The sequence below is a fragment of the Aliiroseovarius sp. F20344 genome, assembly GCF_023016155.1.
In the GTDB taxonomy this organism is placed as follows: Bacteria; Pseudomonadota; Alphaproteobacteria; order Rhodobacterales; family Rhodobacteraceae; genus Aliiroseovarius.
Genome location: NZ_JALKBG010000008.1, coordinates 869,294 through 889,961, shown reverse-complemented (window position 1 = coordinate 889,961; position 20,668 = coordinate 869,294). Strand labels below are relative to the sequence as shown.

The window sequence follows — 20,668 nt, the reverse complement described above, 5'->3', positions numbered from 1 at the left end:
AAGAGGTGGGCAAGAGGCAGTACATACAGGCGGGAAACCTATGGGCGCACCTCGCGCACAATCTGGAATTGGTGGAGTGATCTACTTTGTCGGGGCCGTTGGCCTTGGCCTTTACTTCACGTTTGCCAGTGTGCAGGGCGATTATGGATTGTTCCGGCGCGTACAGATCGAGGCCGAGACGCAAGCGCTTTTGAAAGAGCGTGATGCGCTCTCGGCTCAGATCGCCGAACTGCGCAACAAGACCAAGCGCCTTTCGGATGACTTCCTTGACGTTGACCTGTTGGACGAACAAGCCCGCAATGTGTTGGGTGTTGTGCGCGCAGACGAGGTCGTGCTGCGCTGATCATCGCGCATCTTCCCCTTTGAAATTACGTAAAAAACTCGAGCATTGCATTGAGCGCAACCCTGCTTCGCGCAAGGCTTTGTAAGTTTTTATCGACCCGCAAGGGTGAAGGCTGTATAAGATAGTTTAACACTAAACTATCGCAATCAGCCAGATGACGCCAGGAGGAGGACGCCACATGGCAGCCCGGAAAAGCGCTCCAAAAAAGACTGCTAAATCAAACACATCCAAAGAAGAGCTTCTTGAATACTATCGCGAGATGCTTTTGATCCGTCGATTCGAAGAAAAGTCAGGCCAGCTTTACGGCATGGGCCTGATCGGCGGGTTCTGTCACCTTTACATCGGTCAGGAAGCCGTTGTCGTTGGGCTGGAAGCCGCAGCAAAAGAAGGTGATAAACGTCTGACCTCTTACCGCGACCACGGCCACATGCTGGCCTGCGGGATGGACCCCAAAGGTGTCATGGCCGAACTGACGGGCCGCGAAGGTGGTTACTCCCGCGGTAAAGGCGGCTCCATGCACATGTTCTCGAAAGAGAAACACTTCTATGGCGGCCACGGCATCGTTGGTGCGCAGGTGCCGATCGGCACAGGTCTGGCCTTCGCAGACAAGTATTTGGACAATGGTGGTGTGACCTTCGCTTACTTCGGCGACGGTGCGGCCAACCAGGGTCAGGTTTATGAAAGCTTCAACATGGCATCGCTATGGGAGCTTCCGGTCATCTATGTGATCGAAAACAACCAATACGCCATGGGCACTTCGCTGCAGCGAGCAAGCTCGACCCCTGACATCTACACCCGCGGCGAAGCCTTCGGCATCCCCGGTGAGGCTGTGGACGGCATGGACGTGATGGCCGTGAAAGAAGCCGGCGAACGTGCAACTGAACACTGCCGTTCGGGCAAAGGCCCCTACATTCTTGAAATGAAAACATACCGTTATCGCGGTCACTCGATGTCAGATCCGGCTAAGTACCGGACCCGCGAAGAGGTTCAGAAAGTGCGCGAAGAACGCGATGCAATTGAGCATGTGCGCGAGCTTCTGCTGCAAGGCAAGCACACTTCTGAAGATGACCTGAAGGCCATCGACAAAGAAATCAAAGCGGTTGTGAATGACGCAGCCGAGTTCTCGAAAACCAGCCCCGAGCCTGCGCTTGAAGAGCTGTGGACCGACATTTACGCCTGAGATTAGGACAGAGGAGAACACGATATGGCTACTGAAGTATTGATGCCCGCCCTGTCCCCCACGATGGAAGAGGGAACACTGGCGAAATGGCTTGTAAAAGAAGGGGATGAGGTCCAATCGGGCGACATCCTTGCCGAGATTGAGACCGACAAGGCGACGATGGAATTTGAAGCCGTTGATGAAGGCACGATCGGCAAAATCCTGATCGCGGAAGGCACCGAGGGCGTGAAAGTGAACACGCCGATCGCGGTTATGATTGAAGACGGTGAAAGCGCGGATGATATCGCTGCGGCCTCTGCCCCTGCAGCGACCCCGGCGCCTGAAGCTGCGGCCCCTGTTGCAGAAGCCCCGGCTGCCGCACCCGTCGCAGCCCAGCCAATCACGCCTGTTGTTGCAGCGGACCCAGAAGTGCCGGAAGGCACAGAGATGCGATCGACCACCGTACGCGAAGCCTTGCGCGACGCGATGGCGGAAGAAATGCGGTCCGACGACACTGTCTTTCTGATGGGGGAAGAAGTTGCAGAATACCAAGGCGCTTATAAGGTCAGCCAAGGTCTGTTGGATGAATTCGGCGCCAAACGCGTCATCGACACCCCAATCACCGAGCACGGCTTTGCCGGTCTTGCCACGGGGGCGGCCTTTGGCGGTCTGAAACCGATTGTCGAGTTCATGACCTTCAACTTCGCCATGCAGGCGATTGACCACATCATCAACACGGCCGCCAAAACCCGCTATATGTCGGGTGGTCAGATGTCCTGCCCGATCGTCTTCCGTGGCCCGAATGGCGCAGCCGCCCGCGTGGGCGCGCAGCACAGCCAGGATTACGCCGCATGGTATGCGCAAATTCCCGGCCTGTATGTGGCAATGCCCTATTCAGCCGCCGACGCAAAAGGCCTGTTGAAAACCGCTATCCGTGAAGAGAACCCCGTTGTCTTCTTGGAAAATGAGCTTCTCTACGGTCAAAGCTTCGACGTACCGGTTATGGACGATTATGCCATCCCGTTCGGCAAAGCGCGCATCTGGCGTGAAGGCTCTGATGTGACCATCGTCAGCTTCGGAATTGGCATGAAATATGCGTTGGAAGCCGCGGATGAGCTGGCCAAAGAAGGCATTTCCGCAGAGGTCATCGATCTGCGCACCCTGCGCCCGATTGACTATGACACCGTGGTCAACTCGGTCATGAAAACCAATCGCTGCATCACCGTCGAAGAAGGCTGGCCCGTAGCGTCAATCGGCAACCACATCACCGCTCAGATCATGGAACGTGCATTCGACTATCTGGATGCGCCTGTGATCAACCTGACGGGCAAAGATGTCCCGATGCCCTATGCGGCCAACCTTGAAAAGCTGGCGCTTGTGACCACCGCCGAGGTGATCCAAGCCGCTAAAGCCGTGACCTATCGTTAAGGAAACCGAGAAATGGCAATCGAAATTCTCATGCCCGCCCTGTCCCCCACGATGGAAGAAGGCACGCTGGCCAAATGGCTGGTCAAAGAAGGTGACGAGGTCGCGTCTGGCGATCTTCTGGCCGAGATCGAAACCGACAAAGCCACGATGGAATTTGAAGCCGTTGATGAAGGCATCATCGGCAAGATCCTTGTGGCCGAAGGCAGCGAAGCGGTGAAGGTAAATACCGCCATCGCTGTTCTGCTGGAAGAAGGTGAAAGCGCGGGCGACATCGCCGCAAACGCCCCCGCAGAACCAGCTGCGGCCGCTGCCGAGGCCGCCCCTGCGGCGGTAGAGGCTGCGGCCCCTGTGACTGCTGCCCCCGCAGCCCCTGCCCCACAAGCTGCTGATGGCGCACGTATTTTCGCATCGCCCCTCGCCCGTCGTATTGCGGCAGACAAGGGTCTGGACCTGACACAGATCACGGGATCGGGCCCGAAAGGCCGGATTGTGAAAGCGGATGTGGAAAACGCGACCGCTGCTCCGAAAGCGGCCCCAGCGGCGGCTTCCACTGCGGCACCTGCTGCTGCACCCACCGGCCCGTCGGCCGATATGGTTGCAGCCATGTATCAGGACCGCGAATACGAGGAAATCAAGCTCGACGGGATGCGCAAAACCATTGCGGCGCGTCTTGGCGAAGCTAAGCAAACCATCCCGCATTTCTATCTGCGCCGCGACATCAAGCTGGACGCCCTTTTGGCTTTCCGCAGCCAGTTGAACAAGCAGCTGGAAGCCCGTGGCATGAAACTGTCGGTCAATGACTTCATCATCAAGGCCGTCGCGCTTGCGCTGCAACAAGTGCCCGAAGCCAATGCTGTTTGGGCAGGCGACCGGGTGTTGCAGATGAAAGCCTCGGACGTGGCAGTTGCTGTAGCGATTGAAGGCGGGCTGTTCACGCCTGTCCTGCAGGATGCCGATCAGAAATCATTGTCCAGCCTGTCGACCCAGATGAAAGATCTGGCAAGCCGCGCGCGTGATCGCAAGCTTGCGCCGCATGAATACCAAGGCGGGAGCTTTGCAATCTCGAACCTGGGCATGTTCGGCATCGACAATTTCGATGCCATCGTGAACCCGCCCCACGCAGGCATTCTGGCAGTCGGCACTGGCGTTAAGAAGCCAGTGGTGGGGGAAAATGGTGAACTGACAGTCGCAACAGTGATGAGCGTCACCATGTCGGTTGATCACCGCGTGATTGATGGTGCGGTTGGTGCAAACTTGCTGAACGCGATTGTCGACAATCTGGAAAACCCGATGGCGATGCTGGCGTAACGTCACATTCTAAAATCACAATCTATTGACATGGCTCAAGGCGGGACCCCTCGCCTTGAGCCATTTGCTTTTCCGAACCATCAATTTCGGAGATAATCAATGGACTTCAAAGCACTGCTGGACGACACATCGGCAAACACAAAATCCTTTGCTGCCGTTCATCCCGACGGGGCCAATGGCTTTCGCGCCATGCACAAGGCTGCTTTGGTCGATGGGGCGCTGTCTGTGAAGGATAAAGAACTGCAATGCATCGCCATTGGCATCGCCAAACAGTGTAATGACTGCATCGGTTTTCACGTGCGTGCCGCCATTAAAGCCGGGGTCACACGCGACGAGATCGCCGAGACCGTATCGGTTGCAATCCTGATGGGCGGCGGACCCGGCTATATGTATGGCGCCCGTGCGCTTGAGGCATTTGACCAGCTGACAGGCTAAATCTGATCACCAGAATTACAAAAGGGCGGCGCGTGAAGCGTCGCCCTTTTTGTGTTCCGACCGTCTTTGCGGTCTTTTATCTGCCTCGGTCTGCCGTGATGAAGTGACCCGTGGTTCAGGTCTTCACAACAGTTAACCGGCCACTGCTACAAGAAACACTGCAGAAAATGCCACGACGGTGGCAAGCCAGATCTGTTTCATTTCGGGGTCTCCCAGGTTTTCACATGGTTGCTATAGATGAAACCTGACGGGCAATACATTGATTTAAAGCAAGTTTGCGAAAAACCGCCGATGGCTATCATGCCACCGGCTTGAACACGGTCTTTTGGGTAGGTGTTTATTGGATAAGCGTCTGATCCATGCTCATTGCAGGGCGATCACATCCCGCCTCGCCGACAATACGGGCAGGCACGCCTGCCACGGTCTTGTTGCGCGGGACTTCCTCAAGCACCACGGAACCTGCTGCAATGCGCGAGCATTCCCCAACCTTGATATTGCCCAGAACCTTCGCGCCAGCGCCAATCAGAACACCGTCACCAATCTTGGGATGACGATCTTCGTCTTCTTTGCCGGTACCGCCCAAGGTGACCGAATGCAACATCGAGACATTGTCGCCCACAACAGCCGTTTCGCCGATCACTATGGAATGAGCGTGGTCGATCATAATGCCCCGGCCAATACGTGCTCCGGGATGAATATCGATGCCGTAAACCTCAGAGCAGCGCATCTGGATGAAGTAGGACAGATCCTTGCGACCCTCTTTCCACAGGTAATGCGCCAGACGATAAGCCTGCATCGCTTGGAAGCCTTTGAAGTAGAGCACGGGCTGCAACATGCGATGGCAGGCCGGATCGCGATCCAGCACAGCTGTGATGTCAGCACGCGCGGCTTCTGCCAGTTCAGAGCAGCCAGCATAGGCTTCGTCAGCAATCTCTCGCAAAAGCACCATGCTCATCTCATTCGAGCTGAGCTTAGCGGCAAAGCGATAGGACAACGCCTTCTCAAGCGTCCTGTGGTGAAGCACACAGGCCCCAATCAAACCACCCAGCAGAGGCTCTTCTGCCACGGCTTGTTTGGCTTCGCTGGTGATCCGGTCCCAGACGGGATCGATTTTGGTCACAATCGCATGTTTCTCGGCCATGTCTGCTCCTCGCGTTGAACGAATACTTTACACCAGATAGGGTTTGAATTCCAAACGCAAACCCCTGATGGAAAAGATTGCAAAGATGAATGAATCCCAGATCGCACAGTTTAAGGCGCTCTTGTTGGCCAAGCTGGAAGAGCTGGATCAGGATGATGCGCTTGGGCAGGACGGGCAGAAGATTGTGGAGCTTGATCAACAAGCCGTTGGGCGGCTATCCCGGATGGATGCGTTGCAAAATCAAGCGATGGCAAAAGCCACCGGCGCGCGCAGATCAGCCCAGCGCCAGAGGGTTCTGATGGCGCTTGAGCGGATAAACGAAGACGAGTTCGGCTATTGCGAAGATTGCGGCGAAGACATCGCGTTGGGGCGGTTGGAACTTGACCCCACCGCCCCGAAATGCGTCAGCTGTGCCTCTGGCTGAACCGTGTGTGTCGCGCCTTGAGCGCGGCATAGACCGTCAGCAAACAATCCAGAAAATCAGGATCATCGTGTAAGGGCTCTGTTTTGCGCGGAAGTGACATCGCCACCGACCCAAGGCTTCCATTGCCCCAACGCGGATGCAGCCGGCCCAGCGCAAGGCGGTAACGATCCGCGGCGTCGGCACGATGCAGCATGGCAAGCATCGCGCCGGGCCGTTTGTGCGGCCCAAGCGCCAAAAGCGCACAGGCCGCGGCAATCGCGTCACCGGGCAGAACTGGCCGCATTTACAGATCAACCTCCAATCGCGCATCCGGGCCTGCCCCGAATTTCTCGGAAAGCTGGGCGACTTCGACAGTGTAGGCACCTGTCACCAAATCCGCAGTCCGAAGCGTGGAATCATAGCTCCAATTGGCCGAGGTCACGACCAGCTCGCGCTTAACGGTTCCCCCGTCGATGATCCGAACACGATAGCGTTCGTCCACCTCGCCCAATGGCACATCGACATCTCCCCAAGGATCTCCGTCAATCCGCGTGCGCCTGATCCAGCTGAGCTGGTGATCCCCTGCTTGATAGCGCGCTTCAAGATGAACAGGCGCATAGGGTCGCAAGCCGATGCCTTTGAAGGCCATAACCTCGTGCAGGTAGGAATTATCCGTATAGGGTTTGCGTGCAGGACCGATCCGATAGTGGCGGTTCAGACCACGGGCTGATGACGCCAAGGGGATCTGGTCTTGAGTGCCATCCAGCACCACAAGATAGCTTCCTGCGGGCCAAAGGCCTGGCATTGTGGCATCCGTACCCAACTGACCACGCAAGCGTACACTCAGATCATAGGTTTGTTCGCCAACCAGATCAGCCGAGGCAAACTGCAGGATTTCCCAATTGTCAGGGCTGCCATCCCCAATGGCCACCACATTTGCGCCGTTCAGCATGTCATCCACCGAGACCGAGGATAGCGTGGCTGCAGATGCAAGTTTCACACGCAACGCGGGCCCATGATCCAGAATGCCAGACGGCGAAGGGAGCAAATCTGTTTCGGTCACCCCAACGACAGAGCGCGACAACACACGATCAATGCGTCGATAGCCATTGTCATTGGCCGACCGGAAGATCGCCACATTCCCCGGCCAAGGATCAGCCGTAATCGCAACATGCGGAGCATGCGGCACCTCGTCCCCTGTTAGCAGCGGGAGATCCAAGAACAGAGGGAAAACCGGCGCTGGCGGGATATAGGGCTTCACAGCGGGCGCAGGCTCGACACTGTCTGAGGGCAGAAACAATCCAGGCTCGACACGTACCGCACGGATGTTCTGCACACCGGCATGTTCCACATGGTCGACGCGGAAATGCTCGGTCCCTGCTTCGGTTTCCAACTTCAGGACATCGCCCGCCCCTTTGGACAGTTCCGAAGGCGGCAAGGCAAAGGTGGCGGAGTCTCGCGCCACGCGTGCCTCGGACAACCAACGCTCGGTAATCACCCTCGCTTCTGTGCGTGTTAACACCAAGGGGATTTCCGAAGTTGAAACCGAATAGCTCGTTTCATCCGGGAAAATCGCCTCTACGGCCCGAATGTCATAGTCGCTTCCACTTTCGACGTAGTTCAAGCGCACGCGACCTGCGATTTCCGCTTCGGGCGCGCGGACGCGTTCAAGGGTGGTCTCGCGGTCTGGCGACAACGCCATCTTTTCAGGATCAAGGGTCTGATCAGGTCGCCCAGTCCGAGAGGCGAAGATCAAGACGCCTTCCCGTTCCGCCACCTCAAACCCATAGGCCAGCATCAAAGGCTGTAAGGCTGCGCGCGCACCGCTTATCTGATCAACGGTATATCCCCGCACCAAACCATGCAGTTTGGACACGTCGTACCGCGTCACACCTGAGCGTTCGCAGATCTCGCTGACCACAGACGCAAGTGACCGCGACGAGGCCCGCCCGTTCAGCCAATGCCCGCGGTCATAGTTTGCACCATCGCTCCACAGCCCCTTGCGGTTCGGGAACTGTGGGAAGGGACGCGTATCCCACGCCCAGACATGCGCACGCGACATGTCCAGCATCTTGACGCCCGTTGCCGAATGGGTCGGGTTGTTGGAATTATCTTTCCAATACCCATAAAGCGCGCGCAGGTATTGTGCTTGCATCAGATCATCACGCCGCCCGTTCGAATAGCGCGGCTTGGCACTTTCCGAGCTTTTGGGATCAAGAAACTTGTTGGGTTGGTTCGTGCCCTTATCAATCGCCGCACAGCCCATTTCCGTGAACCAGAAGGGCTTGGAACCTGGCAGCCAGTCGGTTGGGGTCACATTACGAACGCCCCCGACCCGGTTGTGGTGCGAGCTTTCCCACCATCCGCGCAGATCCTTGTAGCGATAGATCCAGTCCTCGCCATGTGCTCCATCGGTAATTGGTGTGCGTATCTGAAGCTCTCTTGCATCCGGGTTTTTATAGTACCAGTCGTACCCTTCACCACCTTCGATGTTGGATTGCAGATAGCCAAGATCATAGATGCTTTCGAAATGAGCATCCGCATGGTCAAACCCATCGCGCCAGTCTGACAGGGGCATGTAGTTGTCTATGCCGATGAAATCGACTTCGTCATGGCTCCAAATCGGATCGAGGTGAAAGAACACATCCCCGGACCCATCTTCCGGGTGATAGCCGAAATACTCGGACCAATCCGCAGCATAGGAAATCTTGGTGCTTGCGCCCAGAATTCCCCTCACGTCGTCAACCAACTGCATCAGCTGATCCACCACAGGGAAGCTATTTCCCGGCCCGCGGATCTGCGTCAGGCTGCGCAGCTCCGATCCGATCAAGAACGCATCCACCCCGCCAGCAGATTTGCACAGATGTGCATAGTGCAGGATGAACCTTCGATACGAGAACTCGTTCGGGCCTGTGTAATTCACACCCTGAGAAGTCACATTGAAATCGCTGGGCTGCGCGTTCCCAAAGAACGCGGCAACCTGCGACACGGCACCGGCAGTGCCATCTGGCGACCCCGGATGGTGCGGAGCAAGCGTGGTCGTGATCCGTCCACGCCATGGCAATTCAGGCTGCCCGATCTGCGCCGACCAAGGGTCAAAAAGGCTGTTGCCTTCCATCTGCTCCATGAGGATGAACGGATAGAAGGTGGCCTTGCGATTGTTGAGCGATGCAAATTCTATTGCCTCTTTCACCGACTGATCCGAAGGAGTGCCGCCATACACCGGACGGTTGTCATCATCGCGCGGCACCAGCCCCGCTTGTGAACGTGCCACACCACTGACGGTCCACGGCATGGGTTTACCATCCATTTGCTTCTGCTCGACACGAGGGCGGATCTGGCACGATCCACAGCGCAGATCATCGCCAAACCACGACACTACAAGCGCCGTATTCGTACAGTTGGGCATTTCCTCGCGCATCTGACGATAGGATGTCACGAAATCCGTGTGTCCCGATGGGTTGTTCTGGTTAGAGCCGCCACTGACACCCGGCCCACCATCATAATGCACGGCAGACGTCGCCATCGCGTATTCTCCCGTTCCGGGGATCAGCGCCACAGCTTGGGTGCCGCGTGCGACTTCCTTGTTTTGGAACGGCTGCTCCGGACGAAATACCTCGAAACTGAACTGAGGCACACGGTTGCCGAAAGGCGTGAGGTCCAAATCTTCGATCACCACATAGGCGATCCCGCGATAGGCCGGGGCTTTCCCCGATCCCTTCACCGCTTCGATCTTGGGGTCCGGCAATTGGGATTCCGTTCCCTTATAGATGCGGATGTTCAGATCCTTCTTCGCGATCTGGTTTCCATCTGCCCAGATCCGACCTACTCGCGTGATTTGCCCCTCGCACAAGGCAACCGCAACACTGATCGAATAGCTGTAGGTCGTGATTTCGGGTTCTGGGGGCTTTGGAGGACCTTTGCCCCCGTCATCCCCACCGGTCGTCGTGACATTTTCCTTGAAACGTGTAGACCAAATCACCTGCCCGCCCAGACGTGCGGCCCCATACACCATGGGAACAGCGGTACCTTCGGAAGCACCGCTTAGGCGTATCCGGTCCACGCGGCCTGTTTCAATGGGCTCGGACCCCTGCCCCAAAATACGATTGTCAATGGCCTGACCAATCGTGGCACCAATGGCTTTGCCAATCACCACGGAAGACAAACCAAGGATCCCGCCCCCGATTGAGGCTCCAGCCGCAGCACCCACAGCAGAAAGAAGTATCGTCGCCATCAGCTTGTCCTTTCAGGAAGTTCAAAACACGCCACAATCCGGCGTTCCCATGGGGTGGAAAGTGAGCTCTCCACCACGCCATGGCCGCTATAGGCGTGGATAAAGGATGGGGCTGGGCCCGCGCTGGCCAGAAACCCCAGATGTTTTGCAACCGCATCGGAGCGCATCCGAAACAACAGGATGTCACCCGGCTGTTTGGCCTCCAACGGTTTGGCAATCAGATGCGCTTTCGCGGCCTGCCAAAGCGCTTCCTGTCCGTCCGTTTCGGACCAATCAGACGTGTATGGGGGTACGCTGACCGGCTCTTGCCCCAGAACGGCCCGCCACACGCCACGCACCAGGCCAAGGCAATCGCACCCGGCCCCTTTCTGAGAGGCTTGATGCACATAGGGCGTTCCAAGCCACCCCTGCAGCTCTTGCAGTATTAATGCTTGTTTCCGCACCATATCAGGCCCCAGAAATCGGGTTGAATGGGTTGTTTTCATCGTCTCCAAAGATGAAGCCTTGGACATCTAACGTTTCGCGTCCATCGCCACCGTCATTACGCCCCGATGGAATTGGATAGGACATCAGCCAGTCCTCGCCAGGAATGTCAGGGAAACCACGAAAGTTCCGGAAATTATTGAACTTCACGCGGCATGTGCGGGCCAGCTTGTCACAACCCGCCTCAAGGCGGACGCGATCGCCGGGTTGCATGACGGCCCGCAAAGCTTCCCAAAGCTCGATAGTCCGTGTGCCATCTTTGCCCTTGCTGTCATTTTTGATGATCCCGCACAGCCCTTCAGCCTCGCCGGTCAAAACTTCAAACCGACCACGGACAAACCAATTCCTTGGGTAAAGCGACATGCCGTCGAACCGAAACACGGTTTCTTCATCATTACTGACAAGATCCAGCTCGACTGAATATCCGTTCTGGCCCAGATTAAACCGGCATTTCTCATCCCCCAGCACCGCAGAACAGGGTGATTGAAATGCGCGCCCCTGCGGCTGGTTCAGGGCTTCGCTCAGCCCGTTCAGCTCTGCCCGGAAGCCACCAGCTTCTCGTGCCAGCTCGCCCACTGTGCCGCGAAACCGGAGGTAGCGTTGCGTGACATCTTTCCAATTCACAAGCCACGCTTCAACTTCGGCTCCGTCATAGCGCCCCGCGCGAATGTCTTTTTCGCTGATGGCATCTGTGGACAGAACACCCAAAGCTTCGGTGTTATCGACCGAAAGCCCCGTGGTCTGACTTAACGCCTGAGCGGTCATGCCAGTGTCGGCCTTGTAGGTCACACCTTCCATCTGGATATCCAGATCGTGATCCGTAAAGCCATAGACTGCACCATCGCGCCGCGTGACCTTCCACAACCGCGCAATGCTGGTCACACCTTCGCTGAGATGAGCCTGAAACTCTGTTGAAACCGCCATCAGACACGCACCTCGACCACCGGCACATTCGGTGCCTCACCCGCCTGGAACGACGCCACCGACGTATGAACGCGGTCCGTGTCGAACCGCACGGGCACATCAAACTCATACCCGGCGGTGATCTCGGCCCCATCTTCCGGCGCTGTCGCAAAGCTGATCAACCCGGTGGTGAGATCGACGCTAAACTGTGTCGCCTCAATCTGAGGGTCCCCTTTCAGGCCCAGCTTCACCGTCCCTTCGACCGGCTTTTGGATTGGCCGCTCGTAGGTGTTGGTGCCTGACCGGTAGGTCTTGAGCAGCTGGAAGTCGGTGGTTGTCCCGTCGCCCCACCCGATGATCTGATCAGTGTACGCAGGCTCAGCCGATGGCAGGCCGCTTTTGAAGTCCGACCAGTCTTTCCAGCGAAACGCATGTAACTGCCCGCGGCGCGCTTCAAAGAACGCAATCAGCGTTTCAACGTCATCCAAAGACCGCATCCCGATCCCCGCATCATAACGCCGACGCGAATGCTCCCACGGGCTGTTGCGTTCTTCGAACCCGTTGGCCAGCGTGACCACTTCGGTGCGCCGTTCAGGACCGCCAACCGAGCCGAAACTCAGATTGGCTGGGAAACGAATTTCATGAAAAGACATGTGGAACCCTCCTAAGATCAGGAAATCTGGTGATCAGCGGTGCCGCTGGCCGCGCGCCAAAGCGCGCTGGACATTGGCCGCAATCTGGCTTTGAGACCGACGGAAGCTTTCGACATCCGGGGTCGAGATATTCATGGTGACATTCACGGGCTGACCGCCGCCCTGCGTGCGCACGCCAAGCCGGCCATCGGCCCCGCGGCTCAGTGGCATAATGGCTTCCGGTCCGGCTTCACCCATCAGGCCCATGCCGCCTCGCATCGGAAAGGCAGTCGCTTGCGACACCACGCCCCCCTTGGCAAACGGCATGACGCGCCCATGGGCAAATGCGCCGCCATCGGCAAAGGGCAGGAACGCGTTTGTAATCGCGCCAACACCCTGACCCAGAAGATCGCCAAAATGGTTGGTGACTGGGTTTACGGCGGCATTGAACGCCGCATCGGTCATTGACCGTGCGACCTCTTTCAATGCATCTGACAGTTTCATCCCATCAAAGGCCAAGCCCTCGAACGCACGGCGCAAACCAGACGAGATACCCGAGGACAAAGTGCTGACATCTGCATTCAGATCCGAAATCGTCGAATGCATGCCCTTCAATTCGAAGATAAAGCCAGTGGTCATTTGCTGCGCGCCACCAAGTGCCGCTTCCAAGGCGTCAATTTGGTCTTCGAAACTGTCGATACTGTCCAATTCAGCCATCACATGCCCTTTCCTTTGGGGCCACGCGGTTCATCAGGGAACGCACGGGCAAGCTCATCAAGCCGGGATCGCAGGCAGGTGGCAGGTTGCCCCTCTAGCCCGGCCATCACAGCCAATTCGATCGGGGTCAGCGCCCAGAAATCATCCGGGCGCAGTCCCAGTTTACCAAGACCAAGGCGCATCAACCCCGGCCAGTCGAACCCGGCAGCCTCAGCCACGCACGTCATCCCCGGGTGTCAGGGCGAAGGCGCGGGTCAAAAGCTGACCCGCGGCTTTTGCGGCTTCGACGGGTCCGCCTTGGATTTCAGCGGCAATCAAATCCTGCGCCGTGCCAGCCCAGCCCCCGCCGCGCAGTCCGGCGACAATCAAGGCCAGAACATCACGGCTTGAGAATCCTCCGCTTTCAAACCGTTCGACCAGCGATACGATCGAGGCCTCTCCCAGCTGCTCTTCCAGCTCGGCCAATGCCCCAAGCGTCAACTTCAACACATGAGATGTGCCGTCGATCACAAGGGCGACCTCGCCCGTCCAGGGATTGGCCATGATCAAAGCGCCGTGAAGGTCAGTTCGCCAGCCGATGCCATCGACAGCTCATATGTCGCCTCGCCGTTATGCGACCCCGCATATTCAATCGAGGTGATCATGAACGCGCCTTCGACCACGCCGAAATCGGGCACAATCACTTGGAAGCTCGGCACTTCATTGTCGAAAAAGATCTGGCGAGCCCGCTCGTCGGTCGAGGCGTCTTTGAACACACCCGAGCCCGAGATCGACGCCGATTTCACGCCTGCACCGCCCAGAAGTTCACGCCAACCGCCTGTGCTTTCCAGGCTGGTCACATCCACGCTTTCCGCGTTGAAGCTCAGGCGCGTGGCCCGAAGGCCTGCAATGGTCTCGAACACACCGGTGTCGGTCATATCGAGCTTGATCAGAAGGTCTTTGCCGTTTTGCGCAGCCATAGGATCACTCCGTTTTGAAAGGTTTAATTGTCTTCGACACGTGCGCGGAAGATCAGGTCGATGCGGCGGACATCCGCGTCTTCAACCCGCCGCGCCCGCGCACGATGGAAATTCAGGTAAACAAGGGAACCGCGCGCCAGAACCAAGCTGGCATCCACCAACGAGTCGCTGACAGCGGCGGCCACCTCTTTGGCGGCCTGGAACCCGGCTGCATCCGTGACCACGCTGACCGTGACCTCGTGCAACGCGCCATGACCGGTCTTATCCGACCGCTCGCGCACATCTTCGGGACCAAGGCTGACATAGGTGCCCGTGATGATCCCTGCCGGGACGGCATCATAGATCGCACCAGACACCAACGTAGACAGGGTCACATCCGCAGTAAGGCGCTGATAGATGGCCTGTTGAAGCGAAGCTGAAACGCCATAGCTCATGCCGACACCTCCTCTTGCGCAAAACAGGTCAGGTATTGCGCGCCTGCATCCGCCTCGGTCACTGCAAGGATACGGAAGATCCGCGATCCATCGCGAAACCGCTGATCGGGCTTCGGACGGGACGGCGCACCGTCAGGGGCAGCGCGCACTGTGATGCGAAAGGCAATGGACGACACGGTAGCAAAACCCGCCGCACGTTCGCGCCCAGAGCCGGGTTTCACCTGGGCCCAAACTTGCCCCAAGGTTTGCCAGCTTGTTGTGAAACCACCCGCACCATCCGCAGTGCGCACAGGTTCTTCCAACAGAAGCTTTCGGTTTAAGACAGGGCGCTTCATGCCGCCCCTCCACCACCAAACAGGCGCACGGTGCGATAGCGTTGCAGCAGGGCCGAGATCGCCGAGGACAATTCCCCTTGCCCCATTGCACCCCCGGCATCCGCCCGGTTCTCATAATAACTGGCCGCCAGCAACATCACCGCTTGCCCCAGATCTGCGGGCAGATCGGACCATGCCGCCCCAAACCCGGCCTCAAATCCGATAACCGCTTGTCCTCCAACAGGGATCGCCGACAAGCAAAGACCGGTCGACACAAGGCGCGGTCGGTGCATGTCTTGCTCCAGCGCGTAACGGGCCGGATCAATGGTTTCAGTGCCGCCGAGCCGATCATGGATCTCAAGGCTCAGGATCTGGCTGACCGGACCAACCGGCAAGGCTTGCGACGCAAGATCGCGCCATGCGGTCAAGGTCCAGGTAAACGCGCGCGACAGAAGGATCTTTCCAGTGCGGGCCTCGATCGCGGCCATTGCGGCCCGAAGGTAGGTTTCCAGCACCTGATCTTGCACCCCGTCATCGGCAAACCCGGTACCCAGCCGCAGGTGGTCCTTGAATTGGGCGACCGGAATGGCCGTGCCCGGCACTGTGGTCTGCTCGACTAACATCATGGATCATCTCCGAAATTCGGGCCCCTCACGTCATGTGGGAAAGGGTGGGCGCGCGCCGTCCGCATTGCTCGGACGGAGGGGGAGCAGCTAGACAACACGGGATTGGCCGGCGCGCGCCCTGCCCCGCGACACCCTTTTGGATGCCACGGGATCAGGTTCATCTCTTACGAGACTGAGAACTTCAGAAGTTTGATCGCAGCAAAGTCGCTGACATCACCGCCTACGCGCTTGGTGGCATAGAACAGCACATGCGGCTTGGCCGAGAACGGGTCACGCAGGATGCGCGTGTCAGGGCGTTCGGCAATGGTGTAACCCGCAGCAAAATCACCAAACGCAATCGAGTGGCTGTCAGCACCGATGTCGGGCATGTCCTCGACGATCAGAACGGGATAGCCGATCAGACGGGCGGGTTCGCCAGCGACAGTGGCATCCGACCACAGGAAGCGGCCATCCGCGTCTTTCAACTTGCGCACAGCACCGACGGTTTTCGAGTTCATCACGAAGACTGCATTGGTACGATAATCAGCACCCAGCGCATAGATCAGGTCGAAGATCGCATCTGCCGGGTTGGTGGCGTTGAAGTCACCTGCCTCGCCAGTGGCGACGTAACCAAGATTGCCCCAAGTCCAGCTGGAGTTGTCGACAGCGGTGTGGTTCAGAATGCCCACAGGCTTCTCGACACCGTCACCGTTGATGAACGCACCGCTTTCTGCGCGCGAGAACTTGTCAGCGATACGACCCGCCAGCCAGTTTTCGATGTCAAACGCGCTGTCATCCAGCAGACGCTGCGAGACTTTCGGCAGAGCCGACAGCTCGTGCAGCGGGATCGAAATACGGTCGATCTGCGGGGTGCCGGTTTCGGTCGACGAACCCGTTTCCGACGCCCAGCCGGTAACCAGATCGCCTTGATCGATCAGAACGTCATAGGCAGTGCCTTCCACGTTGACCACATTGGCCACCGAACGCAGTGACGCCGCGCTGTTCAGAACACCTTTGATGGTGTCAGCGGTGATCGGGTCCACAAGGTAGCCGCCATCAGCCGCCACGGCCGACGACATGGCTTTGCCCTCCAGATCAATGCCACGCAGTGCGTCATCATCACCCGAACGAACGTAAGCTTCAAAAGCCTTCTGATGGGGTGCTTCCAAATCGGCAGCAGCGGCAAGGTGCGGGCGGCCCGCAATGGTGTTAGATTTGCGATCCAGCATGGTCAGTCGCTCTTCCTGTTGTTGAAGTTTGGTCGAAATGTCGTCGTGAAAATCGTTGATATCACTCACAAAACCAACCAACGCGGTCTTCACCTCGGCAGCCGGATTAGGGCCTGTAGCCAAGCCAGCGGGCGCAGCCGACTGGCCCTGAGCCTTTGTCTCTTTCTTGCTCATAATTGGGTCCTTTTCAGGGGTTCAGATCGCTGGCTCAGGCTTTGCGGGCCAGCATCAGGCGTGCATCCTCAATGGTCGCAGCCAGTTCACGCAGAGTGGTATCCTGAGCAACAGACGTGTTGTCCTTTGCCCCCACCCGCGCCGTTGGAAGCATTGGGAACGTGACAAGCGACACCTCCCACAGCTCCAATTCAGTCAAAAGCCGTTGGCCTTGTTGTGTCATTGTGGATTTCTTGGTGCGATATCCAATGGAGAGCCCATCAATCGCGCCAGCCTCGATCAGTGCAGCCGCTTCACGACCCTTTTCGACGTCGCCCAGAATGCGGCCTTTAACGTAAAGACCCTTTGCGTCTTCTCGCACCTCATCCCACACCCCAATCGGTTGGGCTGGGTCGTGTTGCCACAGCATCTTAACGCCACGGCCCTTGGCTTTGAGGTCTTCCAATGACTTTGAATAGGCACCACGGGCCACAACATCGCCGCCATTGTCGACTTGTTCGAAGAAACTGGCATAGCCGTCAATTTGAATGCCTTCAGCGGTCTGAACTGTTTCGCCCAGTTTGACAAACTTGTGCTCCAGTCCGAAATCGGTGTGATAATCACCCATAATATCGCCCTTTCTCATTAATCCTGTGCCAGTGGTGGCAGCCCCAGAAGGCTGCGCTTTTCCGCATCAGTCAGGAAGCTGGCCTCGGCCACGCGGGCCCATTGCTGATCGCGTTCCGCAGCCAAAGCGGGCACTTGATCCAAATCCGGCTTCAACTTCACCGCTTCCCCCGTGAACCCCGCCAACCAATGGCCAACACTGGCCGCGACACGTGACACAAGCGGCACCACAGTCAGGCGATAAAACGCCCGGCTTGCCTCTTGGTAGTTGGCGTAGGTGGCGTCGCCTGGAATGCCGATCAGCATTGGCGGCACCCCAAAGGCCTGCGCGATTTCACGCGCCGCGGCTTCTTTGGTTTTCTGGAATTCCATGTCCGAGGGGCTGAAGCCCATCGGCTTCCAATCCAGCCCGCCTTCAAGCAACATCGGTCGCCCCGCGTTGCGCGCCCCAACATGGTGGCTTTCCATCTCGCTGAGCAGGCGATCATACTGGTCCGCGCTCAGTTGCGCTTGCCCATCCGCACCTTTATAAACAATGGCCCCCGAAGGCCGTGCTGCATTGTCCAAAAGCGCTTTGGACCAGCGACTTGCAGCGTTGTGGACATCAATCGCTGTCGCGGCGGCCTGCAACGGGGACAGGCCATAATGGTCGTCCTGCGGGTGGAAGGCTTTCACGTGACAAATCGGGGAAGCACTCTCGCCCACATTGAAGCGGTGTTTGCGCGCACCTACCGTGTAATCATAGGCGACCGGCCAACCATCCGCGCCGGGCACCAGCGCCATCCGGTCCGAACGCAGCACGTGAAGCTCGCTCACCGCGCCGTCTTCGCCGGCAACTGCTTCAAGATAGCCGTTCCCAGTCAACAGCAGCTGACCAAAGAAGGCCTCGAACAACTCTGCCCGGCCCTGCGCGGCATTCGGACGTGCCAGAAGGTCCAAAAGCGGATGATTGTCATAGCGTTGCAGGTCATCTTGCAAAACCAAAGGCAGCGCGCTGGCAGCTTCTGCGATCAGTTTGACCGATCGAAAGCCGACCGGGTTGGCCGAAAAACCGCTGCGGGTCAGGCTAACCGTGTCACGCGGGCTCCAGGCCACGCGGCCCGAATTGCCATACGCGATGACAGGCCCTGTGGCTGATGCCTTTGCTTCGCCGGGCATCTCTGCCTTCGCGTCAACTGGGCCTCGCTTGAGAAAATCAAATACCATGCGCCTTGGCTCCTTGGTTTCGGTTCTCCGGCTGGCACCGGGCAAACCTGTCCTGTCCGGGTGCGCGTGGTTGCACATCCCGAGCGGTCAATCTCGTCATCAGGTGATCAGGTCAGGGCCCGGTTGCCGGGTGGGCTATTGGGCCCCGCCTTTCGATGTTTTGCACTTTGCCATTGAGGGTTAAAAAACTCTTTAACCAAGCGTGCGCACTTGCGGGCGGCGGTAGGATGCAACGGGTTCGATGATCAGCTCATGCAGGGCCCAAACCAGCGCATCCACGCGGTCAGGACTGCCTTTGCCTTCAAAGCCTTTGTTGGTCATTCGGCACATCTGATCCTCCAGCTGTGCCATCCCCCCTGCATGGGATACCCGCCCCTGCTCGTACAGGGCCGCCACAGGTTCCGCGCGCGCGTGTTTTCCACGCGTTGCACGCACCGCCTTGTAAGGCACGGTTGCGTCGATCTGACGAATGACGCTTTCCACAAGGTCGCCACCTTGGTTGACCTCGGCCACCAAACGGTCCGCTCGGTGACGTTCCATGGCCGCCAACGCGGCTTCGGCCCATTCCGACGGGCTGGCGGCTGAGACACTGGCATCCTCCAGCACCACAGCCTTCCATTCGCCCGGTGGTCCCTTGGCGAAGATACCGGCCACAACGATCCCGCATTCATCAGAGCCTTTGTGCCCCGTTACAGGCGGGTCGACCGCAACCACAATCCGATCGAGGACTGGCGTCTCTGACCCCAAGCGGTGCTTGTCCAGCATCGCCATGGTCCAAAGCGCCCCTTCCGTGTCCTCCAAAAGCACACCGTCCAGTTCTTGCCGCCCAAGCCGCGTGTCGGCATAGCGCGTGCGCACTTCGTCCAGAAAGCTTTTCGCCAGATAGGCACGGTTGGCTTCTGTCGGCGCGTGGGTTGTCACGGTCGAGGGGTTCTTCAATATCTGCTTCAACACCCCCACATTGCGCGGCGTTGTGGTCACGCATTGGCGTGGATGGGTACCAAGGCGCAAACCGAATTGCAGCATGTCCCATGTTTCTTCGGCCTTTTTCCACTTGGCCAACTCATCCACCCAAGCCGCATCGAACTGCGGGCCTCGCAAGCTTTCTGGTTCATAGGCGGAAAAGACCTGTGCAATAGCCCCATTGGGCCAGACCAAACGCCTGCGGCCTGCCTCCCATGTGGGACGACGGTCAGGCGGTGAACAGGCAAGGATGCCGCTTTCGCCAAACACCATCACCTCGCGCACCTGATCAATGGTTTCGCCCACCAGGGCCACCCGACGCGAGCGGCCGGGGTCCAATGGCCCCGCCCCTTCGACCTCGGACCGTACCCATTCGGACCCGGCGCGGGTTTTCCCCGCGCCACGCCCGCCCATGATCACCCATGTGCGCCAATCGCCCTCGGGCGGCAATTGGTGACCCAAGGCCCAAAACTCAAACAGATAAGGAAGCGCCATAAGCGCCCCGTCACTCAGATCATTCAGGAAGCTCTCGCGCTCGTCTTGCGTCGCGCAGGCAAGCCAATCGGCGCCCGATTTCATCTCGGGCCTGAGCAAGGTTGAGCTCAGATGCTCGTCCCCCGCCAAAGCCGGTTTTACCACTTTGTTCAAGACGTTTCCTTTCCTCAAATACCGTTTGCATGGCGCGGCGCACTTCCGTCATGGCTTTCGCCAATTCAGGTGTGGTTTCGCACCCATCCGTTTCTGCCGCCGACAACTGGCGATCCAACTCTTTCAAAACACGTAGAAAAAACGAGTCCGCAATCTTCAGGTAATCTTCCGAAGCCGCGTCCTTCCCCAAGGGCGTGATAATTGTCATGTTTTTTGTTGTTGCCTCTCATGCTCTTGTCCGCACGAGCGACATGAAAAAACGGCCCCGGGCAGATGCCCAAGGCCGTTAGTTTCACGTCTTCTAGCGTATGTCAGAGACTACATTGGACCGTGCGATCGGTCAA

24 protein-coding genes are annotated in these 20,668 nt (G+C 58.0%); 6 read left to right on the top strand and 18 right to left on the bottom strand.

The features are described 5' to 3' along the window. Positions 1–40 precede the first annotated feature (40 nt). From MWU55_RS13385 to MWU55_RS13365, 5 genes are all read left to right on the top strand, one after another. A complete protein-coding gene (locus tag MWU55_RS13385) occupies positions 41–343 on the top strand; it encodes a septum formation initiator family protein (protein ID WP_246936771.1) in 303 nt (100 codons plus the stop codon). Positions 344–521: 178 nt separating this feature from the next. Next, on the top strand, positions 522–1,523 hold the full coding sequence (gene pdhA, locus MWU55_RS13380) for a pyruvate dehydrogenase (acetyl-transferring) E1 component subunit alpha (RefSeq protein ID WP_246936769.1): 1,002 nt from the start codon (positions 522–524) through the stop codon (positions 1,521–1,523). A 24-nt stretch (positions 1,524–1,547) separates the two neighbouring features. Beyond that, positions 1,548–2,930 (top strand): pyruvate dehydrogenase complex E1 component subunit beta, encoded by a 1,383-nt coding sequence (locus MWU55_RS13375; protein ID WP_246936767.1) that lies wholly within the window; start codon positions 1,548–1,550, stop codon positions 2,928–2,930. 12 nt (positions 2,931–2,942) lie between these two features. Beyond that, positions 2,943–4,238, top strand: coding sequence for a pyruvate dehydrogenase complex dihydrolipoamide acetyltransferase (locus tag MWU55_RS13370; RefSeq protein WP_246936765.1), 1,296 nt, complete (start codon positions 2,943–2,945; stop codon positions 4,236–4,238). 99 nt (positions 4,239–4,337) lie between these two features. Further along, positions 4,338–4,673, top strand: coding sequence for a carboxymuconolactone decarboxylase family protein (locus MWU55_RS13365; protein WP_246936763.1), 336 nt, complete (start codon positions 4,338–4,340; stop codon positions 4,671–4,673). 337 nt (positions 4,674–5,010) lie between these two features. On the opposite strand, the gene cysE is transcribed toward MWU55_RS13365, so the two are convergent. Further along, positions 5,011–5,814 carry a serine O-acetyltransferase gene (gene cysE / locus MWU55_RS13360; protein ID WP_246936761.1) on the bottom strand — a complete coding sequence of 268 codons (804 nt, stop codon included), beginning with the start codon at positions 5,812–5,814 and terminating at the stop codon, positions 5,011–5,013. Between the two features lie 67 nt (positions 5,815–5,881). Between cysE and MWU55_RS13355 the strand changes: the two genes are divergently transcribed. Then, a complete protein-coding gene (locus tag MWU55_RS13355) occupies positions 5,882–6,238 on the top strand; it encodes a TraR/DksA C4-type zinc finger protein (protein WP_246936759.1) in 357 nt (118 codons plus the stop codon). Here MWU55_RS13355 and MWU55_RS13350 read toward each other — a convergent pair. The 17 genes from MWU55_RS13350 to MWU55_RS13270 all read right to left on the bottom strand — a co-directional run bounded on the left by MWU55_RS13350 (position 6,219) and on the right by MWU55_RS13270 (position 20,532). Then, entirely contained in the window at positions 6,219–6,521 is a 303-nt protein-coding gene (locus MWU55_RS13350) for a hypothetical protein (RefSeq protein WP_246936757.1), read from the bottom strand. The genes MWU55_RS13355 and MWU55_RS13350 overlap by 20 nt on opposite strands. Further along, positions 6,522–10,451 carry a glycoside hydrolase/phage tail family protein gene (locus MWU55_RS13345; RefSeq protein WP_246936755.1) on the bottom strand — a complete coding sequence of 1,310 codons (3,930 nt, stop codon included), beginning with the start codon at positions 10,449–10,451 and terminating at the stop codon, positions 6,522–6,524. After that, a complete protein-coding gene (locus MWU55_RS13340; protein ID WP_246936753.1) occupies positions 10,451–10,897 on the bottom strand; it encodes an NlpC/P60 family protein in 447 nt (148 codons plus the stop codon). Before MWU55_RS13340 ends, MWU55_RS13345 begins: the two co-directional genes overlap by 1 nt. A 1-nt stretch (position 10,898) precedes the next feature. After that, entirely contained in the window at positions 10,899–11,858 is a 960-nt protein-coding gene (locus MWU55_RS13335; RefSeq protein WP_246936752.1) for a DUF2163 domain-containing protein, read from the bottom strand. Continuing rightward, positions 11,858–12,490, bottom strand: coding sequence for a DUF2460 domain-containing protein (locus MWU55_RS13330; RefSeq protein WP_246936750.1), 633 nt, complete (start codon positions 12,488–12,490; stop codon positions 11,858–11,860). Before MWU55_RS13330 ends, MWU55_RS13335 begins: the two co-directional genes overlap by 1 nt. A gap of 33 nt (positions 12,491–12,523) precedes the next feature. Next, complete coding sequence (locus tag MWU55_RS13325) at positions 12,524–13,186, bottom strand: phage tail tape measure protein (RefSeq protein ID WP_246936748.1); 663 nt, start codon at positions 13,184–13,186, stop codon at positions 12,524–12,526. Beyond that, the gene (locus tag MWU55_RS13320; protein ID WP_246936746.1) at positions 13,186–13,413 is read right to left on the bottom strand and encodes a rcc01693 family protein; all 228 of its coding nucleotides are present in this window, start codon (positions 13,411–13,413) and stop codon (positions 13,186–13,188) included. The genes MWU55_RS13325 and MWU55_RS13320 overlap by 1 nt, the downstream gene beginning before the upstream one ends. Beyond that, a complete protein-coding gene (locus MWU55_RS13315) occupies positions 13,397–13,729 on the bottom strand; it encodes a gene transfer agent family protein (RefSeq protein WP_246936744.1) in 333 nt (110 codons plus the stop codon). Before MWU55_RS13315 ends, MWU55_RS13320 begins: the two co-directional genes overlap by 17 nt. Before the next feature lie 2 nt (positions 13,730–13,731). After that, positions 13,732–14,145: a phage major tail protein, TP901-1 family gene (locus tag MWU55_RS13310; RefSeq protein WP_246936742.1), complete on the bottom strand. Its 414-nt coding sequence runs from the start codon at positions 14,143–14,145 to the stop codon at positions 13,732–13,734. Positions 14,146–14,168: 23 nt separating this feature from the next. After that, positions 14,169–14,579 (bottom strand): DUF3168 domain-containing protein, encoded by a 411-nt coding sequence (locus tag MWU55_RS13305; protein ID WP_246936739.1) that lies wholly within the window; start codon positions 14,577–14,579, stop codon positions 14,169–14,171. Further along, a complete protein-coding gene (locus MWU55_RS13300) occupies positions 14,576–14,914 on the bottom strand; it encodes a phage head closure protein (RefSeq protein WP_246936737.1) in 339 nt (112 codons plus the stop codon). Before MWU55_RS13300 ends, MWU55_RS13305 begins: the two co-directional genes overlap by 4 nt. After that, complete coding sequence (locus tag MWU55_RS13295; RefSeq protein WP_246936736.1) at positions 14,911–15,519, bottom strand: hypothetical protein; 609 nt, start codon at positions 15,517–15,519, stop codon at positions 14,911–14,913. Before MWU55_RS13295 ends, MWU55_RS13300 begins: the two co-directional genes overlap by 4 nt. A gap of 164 nt (positions 15,520–15,683) precedes the next feature. Continuing rightward, complete coding sequence (locus MWU55_RS13290; protein ID WP_246936734.1) at positions 15,684–16,901, bottom strand: phage major capsid protein; 1,218 nt, start codon at positions 16,899–16,901, stop codon at positions 15,684–15,686. Positions 16,902–16,935: 34 nt separating this feature from the next. After that, the gene (locus MWU55_RS13285) at positions 16,936–17,508 is read right to left on the bottom strand and encodes an HK97 family phage prohead protease (protein WP_246936732.1); all 573 of its coding nucleotides are present in this window, start codon (positions 17,506–17,508) and stop codon (positions 16,936–16,938) included. A 17-nt stretch (positions 17,509–17,525) separates the two neighbouring features. Next, positions 17,526–18,713, bottom strand: a complete 1,188-nt coding sequence (locus MWU55_RS13280) for a phage portal protein (protein WP_246936730.1) — start codon at positions 18,711–18,713, stop codon at positions 17,526–17,528. A gap of 192 nt (positions 18,714–18,905) precedes the next feature. Further along, entirely contained in the window at positions 18,906–20,255 is a 1,350-nt protein-coding gene (locus tag MWU55_RS13275) for a terminase family protein (protein WP_246936728.1), read from the bottom strand. Continuing rightward, entirely contained in the window at positions 20,191–20,532 is a 342-nt protein-coding gene (locus tag MWU55_RS13270; RefSeq protein WP_246936726.1) for a hypothetical protein, read from the bottom strand. Before MWU55_RS13270 ends, MWU55_RS13275 begins: the two co-directional genes overlap by 65 nt. Positions 20,533–20,668 lie beyond the last annotated feature (136 nt).

Bases quoted from the DNA above. Each gene is read 5' to 3' on its own strand.
- MWU55_RS13385 (WP_246936771.1), top strand. From the start codon at position 41: ATGGGCGCACCTCGCGCACAATCTGGAATTGGTGGAGTGATCTACTTT.
- MWU55_RS13330 (WP_246936750.1), bottom strand. From the start codon at position 12,490: ATGTCTTTTCATGAAATTCGTTTCCCAGCCAATCTGAGTTTCGGCTCG.
- MWU55_RS13345 (WP_246936755.1), bottom strand. From the start codon at position 10,451: ATGGCGACGATACTTCTTTCTGCTGTGGGTGCTGCGGCTGGAGCCTCA.
- MWU55_RS13290 (WP_246936734.1), bottom strand. From the start codon at position 16,901: ATGAGCAAGAAAGAGACAAAGGCTCAGGGCCAGTCGGCTGCGCCCGCT.
- MWU55_RS13295 (WP_246936736.1), bottom strand. From the start codon at position 15,519: ATGATGTTAGTCGAGCAGACCACAGTGCCGGGCACGGCCATTCCGGTC.
- cysE (WP_246936761.1), bottom strand. From the start codon at position 5,814: ATGGCCGAGAAACATGCGATTGTGACCAAAATCGATCCCGTCTGGGAC.
- MWU55_RS13310 (WP_246936742.1), bottom strand. From the start codon at position 14,145: ATGGCTGCGCAAAACGGCAAAGACCTTCTGATCAAGCTCGATATGACC.
- MWU55_RS13280 (WP_246936730.1), bottom strand. From the start codon at position 18,713: ATGGTATTTGATTTTCTCAAGCGAGGCCCAGTTGACGCGAAGGCAGAG.
- MWU55_RS13305 (WP_246936739.1), bottom strand. From the start codon at position 14,579: ATGAGCTATGGCGTTTCAGCTTCGCTTCAACAGGCCATCTATCAGCGC.
- MWU55_RS13375 (WP_246936767.1), top strand. From the start codon at position 1,548: ATGGCTACTGAAGTATTGATGCCCGCCCTGTCCCCCACGATGGAAGAG.
- MWU55_RS13370 (WP_246936765.1), top strand. From the start codon at position 2,943: ATGGCAATCGAAATTCTCATGCCCGCCCTGTCCCCCACGATGGAAGAA.
- MWU55_RS13270 (WP_246936726.1), bottom strand. From the start codon at position 20,532: ATGACAATTATCACGCCCTTGGGGAAGGACGCGGCTTCGGAAGATTAC.
- MWU55_RS13355 (WP_246936759.1), top strand. From the start codon at position 5,882: ATGGAAAAGATTGCAAAGATGAATGAATCCCAGATCGCACAGTTTAAG.
- MWU55_RS13320 (WP_246936746.1), bottom strand. From the start codon at position 13,413: ATGACGTGCGTGGCTGAGGCTGCCGGGTTCGACTGGCCGGGGTTGATG.
- MWU55_RS13275 (WP_246936728.1), bottom strand. From the start codon at position 20,255: ATGAAATCGGGCGCCGATTGGCTTGCCTGCGCGACGCAAGACGAGCGC.
- MWU55_RS13335 (WP_246936752.1), bottom strand. From the start codon at position 11,858: ATGGCGGTTTCAACAGAGTTTCAGGCTCATCTCAGCGAAGGTGTGACC.
- MWU55_RS13285 (WP_246936732.1), bottom strand. From the start codon at position 17,508: ATGGGTGATTATCACACCGATTTCGGACTGGAGCACAAGTTTGTCAAA.
- MWU55_RS13365 (WP_246936763.1), top strand. From the start codon at position 4,338: ATGGACTTCAAAGCACTGCTGGACGACACATCGGCAAACACAAAATCC.
- MWU55_RS13300 (WP_246936737.1), bottom strand. From the start codon at position 14,914: ATGAAGCGCCCTGTCTTAAACCGAAAGCTTCTGTTGGAAGAACCTGTG.
- MWU55_RS13325 (WP_246936748.1), bottom strand. From the start codon at position 13,186: ATGGCTGAATTGGACAGTATCGACAGTTTCGAAGACCAAATTGACGCC.
- MWU55_RS13315 (WP_246936744.1), bottom strand. From the start codon at position 13,729: ATGGCCAATCCCTGGACGGGCGAGGTCGCCCTTGTGATCGACGGCACA.
- MWU55_RS13350 (WP_246936757.1), bottom strand. From the start codon at position 6,521: ATGCGGCCAGTTCTGCCCGGTGACGCGATTGCCGCGGCCTGTGCGCTT.
- pdhA (WP_246936769.1), top strand. From the start codon at position 522: ATGGCAGCCCGGAAAAGCGCTCCAAAAAAGACTGCTAAATCAAACACA.
- MWU55_RS13340 (WP_246936753.1), bottom strand. From the start codon at position 10,897: ATGGTGCGGAAACAAGCATTAATACTGCAAGAGCTGCAGGGGTGGCTT.